This is a genomic window from Geodermatophilus chilensis (genome assembly GCF_002802985.1).
GTDB classification, from domain to species: Bacteria; Actinomycetota; Actinomycetes; order Mycobacteriales; family Geodermatophilaceae; genus Geodermatophilus; species Geodermatophilus chilensis.
The window spans coordinates 1-4,376 of the sequence record NZ_NVPT01000262.1 but is presented as its reverse complement, the minus strand read 5'-3'; the positions used below and the strand labels follow the sequence as shown (position 1 = coordinate 4,376).

At 72.7% G+C, this 4,376-nt stretch carries 4 protein-coding genes; all 4 read left to right on the top strand.

The annotated features are described in order from the left end of the window. On the top strand, positions 1-1,458 hold a 1,458-nt coding region (locus CNO22_RS25805; RefSeq protein WP_100502110.1), incomplete at its 5' end, for a DUF4331 domain-containing protein. A gap of 137 nt (positions 1,459-1,595) precedes the next feature. After that, complete coding sequence (locus CNO22_RS25800; RefSeq protein ID WP_100502109.1) at positions 1,596-2,432, top strand: sortase domain-containing protein; 837 nt, start codon at positions 1,596-1,598, stop codon at positions 2,430-2,432. After that, positions 2,432-3,748 carry a tetratricopeptide repeat protein gene (locus CNO22_RS25795; protein WP_100502108.1) on the top strand — a complete coding sequence of 439 codons (1,317 nt, stop codon included), beginning with the start codon at positions 2,432-2,434 and terminating at the stop codon, positions 3,746-3,748. Before CNO22_RS25800 ends, CNO22_RS25795 begins: the two co-directional genes overlap by 1 nt. Before the next feature lie 20 nt (positions 3,749-3,768). Continuing rightward, positions 3,769-4,376, top strand: a 608-nt coding sequence (locus tag CNO22_RS25790) for a hypothetical protein (protein WP_198588613.1), incomplete at its 3' end; no start/stop codon positions are given.

The following is a 4,376-nucleotide window of genomic DNA, read 5'->3' as shown; positions in this document are numbered from 1 at the left end:
GAGGACGCGGAGTACTACATCAACATCGACAACGACGGTGACGCCGTGGCCGACTACATCTACCGGTGGAAGTTCACCACGGAGGACCTCCGGGGCCAGGAGACCTTCCTGTTCAACAACGGCCCGGTCGACTCCCTCGACGACGAGAACCTGCTGTTCCGGCAGTCGTTCACCCTCGACGTCAGCACCGACGGCGGGGCGACGTTCGGGGAGCCAGTCGCCCGGGGTCCCGTCGCGCCGTCCTACGTCGGCCCGGCCAGCATGGGCACGCCGCAGGACTACGTCGACAACCTCCGGACACCGGCGATCACCGATCTCCCAGGTGGCGGCCGGACGCTGTCGACGCAGGCCGAGGACCCGTTCTTCGTCGACCTGCGGGTGTTCGACCTGCTCTTCGGCGCCGACCTGTCGGAGACGGGTGTGGACACCATCGGCGGCTACAACGTCAACAGCATCGTGCTCGAGGTGCCAAAGACCGAGGTGGCCATCGACGGGGACGCCGCCGCCAACCCGGTGATCGGCGTGTGGAGCACCACCACCCGGCCGACGCTGCGCAACGCCAACGGCACGGCGGCGGAGGGCGCCGACGAGTTCACCCAGGTGTCCCGACTCGGAAACCCGCTGGTCAACGAGGTGGTCGTCCCGGCCGGGCTCAAGGACGCCTTCAACTCGATCCCGCCGGCCGAGGACGCCGCCGCCGCCGGCGGTGCCGTCGTCGACCGGGTGCTCCAGCCCGAGGTGCCGGCGTTGATCGAGGCGATCTACGGCGTCCCGGCTCCGGCGGGTCCGCGGTACGACATCTTCGAGACCTTCCTCACCGGTGTCGTCACCAACGAGAGGGTGGACGTCGACGGGGACCCGGCCACGCCGAACCCGATCGACGTGGACCTCAACTCGCAGGCGGTCAACGCCGGCGCGGCGGAGTTCGTGCCGTCGGAGATGCTGCGGCTCAACATGGCGATCACCGGCCCGACCGGTCTGGACATGCAGCCGCTGCCGGAGGCCAGCCGGCTCGGCGTCGTGGGTGGCGACATCCAGGGCTTCCCGAACGGCCGGCGGCTCGCGGACGACGTCGTCGACATCGAGATCCTCGCGCTCGAGGGGATCTTCGACGTCACCAACGTCCCCGCGGACCGGCAGGCCGCCTTCGAGGCGCTCCAGGGCGGTGACGGGGTGCCCCAGAACGACGTCGCGTTCAGCGACGTCTTCCCGTACATCGCCGCGCCGCACGGTGATGCGGTGAACCAGGGACCCGGCAGGACCGAGGACGGCGGGATGCCCTCCGGTGGGGTCGACGCCGGAGCCGGTGGATCTGCCGCCGGGACCGCGGGATCCGCGAACAGCATGGTCGTCCCCGCGCTCACGGGGTCGGCGGCGCTGCTGCTGGTCGCTGCCGGTGCGGGCTCGCTGCTGCGGGGCCGCCAGCTGCGCCGGTCCTCCACCGCGACGGAGGGCTGATCGCCACCGGTCGTGGGGCGCGGCGTGCGCCGCGCCCCACGACCGGACGGCCCCGGAACCGGTCGCTGCCCGGATCCGGGGCCGACACTCAGGAGAACTCAGGACCTGCAGGACCGGAAAAGCAGGACAGGAGAGCGATGACCGACAGCGGGCACGCACCGAGCACCGGCGAGGAGCTGCGCCCGGTGCGAGCAGGTCATGGTGGACGCCACCGGCGCGGCCGTCGCGAGCTCCCCGGTTGGGTGTCCCCCTCGGCCGCCGCCCTGGCGCTCGGGCTGTTGGTGGGCGTCACGGTCGCCGACCGTTCGGCCGACGCCTCCGCGGGCCGGGCGGCCCTGCCGCCGGTCGTCGCAGAGGAACCCGCGGCCGGCGACGACCAGCCCGTCGCGCCGTCGCTCCCGCAAGCGCCGACGCAGCAGCCGGTGCCGCAGACGGCGACTGCGCTGGCCCACGTGGAACCGGTGCGGCTCGACATTCCCTCCATCGACGTCAGCAGCCCGCTCGTCGGTCTCGGTCTCAACGGCGACAAGACGCTCGAGGTGCCGGTGGACTTCAGCAAGCCCGGGTGGTTCACCAAGGGCAGCTATCCGGGTGATCCGCAGGGCCCGCCGGCGATCATCGCGGGCCACGTCGACGACTACACCGGTCCGGCGGTCTTCGCCCGCCTCGGGGAACTGCAGGAGGGTGACGATATCACGGTCGTGCGGGCCGACAGCAGCGTCGCGGTGTTCCGGGTGACCGCAGCGCAGCGGTTCGCCAAGGACGAGTTCCCGGCCGAGCAGGTCTACGGGGCGGTTCCCGCCTCCGAGGTGGTGCTGATCACCTGCACCGGCGGTTTCGACGAGCAGGCGCGGTCCTACACCGAGAACCTCGTCGTGCGGGCCCGGTTGGATGCCGACCGTTCCCGCGAGCTGAGCGCGAATCGGGCGGCGGTCGGCGTGGGCGCTCCCGACAGCGACCTGCCCAACGTCTGATGCAGCGCACCCGCACCGCCGTGAGCGCGGTCGTCGTCGGCGTCGTGCTGCTCGTCGTGGCGATAGCGGGCGCCTACACGGTCGTGGTCGACCGGTCTGCCGTCGCCGTTCCCGTCGCTGCGACCGCGCCGCCGCCGGCTGATCGGCTGACCGCCTCGATCGAGTCGGCGCAGCAGCGGCTGGAGGAGGTGCCGGGAGATTACGCGACGTGGGCGGCGCTCGGCGCGGCCTACGTCGAACAGGCCCGGGTGACCGCGAACCCGTCCTATTACGACAAGGCGGATGGTGCCCTGGCCGAGTCGATGCGGCTGCGTCCCGAAGGCAACGACGCGGCACTCACCGGCCTGGGGGCGCTGGCCAACGCCCGGCACGACTTCTCCGCCGCGGCTCGGTCGGCAGAATGGGCGCTGGCGGTCAATCCGTACAGCGCCACGGCGTGGGGCGTCCTCACCGATGCACGCACCCAGCTGGGCGACTATCCCGGGGCGACCGAGGCCCTGCACCGGATGCTCGACCTCAAGCCGGGTGTCGCGTCCTTCACCCGCGCCTCCTACGACGCCGAGCTGCACGGGGACATCGCCACCGCCGTCTCCGCGCTGGAGCAGGCACTGGAGGTCGCGGGAGGGCCCGCCGACGAGGCGTTCTGCTACACCTACCTCGGTCAACTGGCCTGGTCCACGGGCGACCTGGACCAGGCCGAGCGGCGGTTCACGGCCGGCAGGAAGGTGGCCCCGGACGACCCGCTGCTGCTCCGAGGGCAGGCCCGGGTGGCCGCGGCCCGGGGCGACGTCGAGGCAGCGACTCGCGCCTACCGCCGGGTGGTCCAGACCCAGCCCCTGCCCGAGCATCTCGTCGAGTACGGCGAGTTCCTGCTCGCCGTCGGACAGCCCGACGCGGCCCGGAAACAGTTCACGCTCGTGGACACCGTGCGGCAGCTGTTCGCCGCCGGCGGTGTTCAGGACGACCTCGGCGTCGCGCTCTTCGAGGCCGACCACGGGGATCCGGGCGCGGCCGTGGCCGCCGGGCAGGCGGAGTTCGCGCGGCGGCAGAACGTCGACGCCCACGATGCGCTCGCCTGGGCACTGCACAGCGCCGGTCGGGACGCCGAAGCTCTCGAGCACGCCCGTGCGGCCACCGCCCTGGGTGGGCGCAACGCGCTGTTCCTCTACCACCGGGGGGTCATCGAGGCTCACCTGGGCATGGACGACGAGGCCCGCCGGACGCTGGCCGAGGCACTGGACACCAACCCGTACTTCTCCCCGCTGCACGCGCCGCGGGCCGAGGAGCTGCTCGCGTCACTGGGCGGCCGGCCGTGAGGCGGGGCCGGGCTGCGATCGTGGCCGCGGCCGCGGCCGTGCTGGCGCTGGTGCCGGCGGCCGCCGCGTCGGCCCACCCGCTGGGCAACTTCACCGTCAACCACCATGACGGCCTGGTGCTCACCCCGGACGCCGTCCTGCTGACCGCCGTGATCGACCGCGCGGAGATCCCGGCCGCGCAGGCGTTGCAGGAGATCGCACCGGACGGTCCTCCGGCCGAGGACCGGCTCGCCGAAGCCGCCGCCGCGGAGTGCGCGGTGCTGGCCCGTGAGGTCCGGCTGACCGTGGACGGCGCGGCCGTCGCATGGACGGTCGAGACCACCGGAATGGAACTGCCACCAGGTGCGGCGAACCTCCCGACGATGCGGCTGACCTGCGGCCTCCGGGCCGAGGTGAACCTGAGTGCGCCGGCGACGGTCGCGTTCCGCGACGAGTACCTGAGCGGCCCGGTGGGGTGGCGGGAGATCACGGCCGACGGAGACGGGGTCCGGCTGCTCGACTCGCCGGTCCCGGTCGCAAGTCCCACCGACGAGCTGCGCACATACCCCGAGGACCTGCTCGCCTCGCCGCTCGACGTGCGCTCCTTCGAGGTGGCGACGGAGCCCGGCGAGAACACCGCCGCAGGCGC

What these genes read in the sequence shown, in the direction of transcription:
- CNO22_RS25800 (WP_100502109.1), top strand. Translation starts at nt 1,596, where the DNA reads ATGACCGACAGCGGGCACGCACCGAGCACCGGCGAGGAGCTGCGCCCG.
- CNO22_RS25795 (WP_100502108.1), top strand. Translation starts at nt 2,432, where the DNA reads ATGCAGCGCACCCGCACCGCCGTGAGCGCGGTCGTCGTCGGCGTCGTG.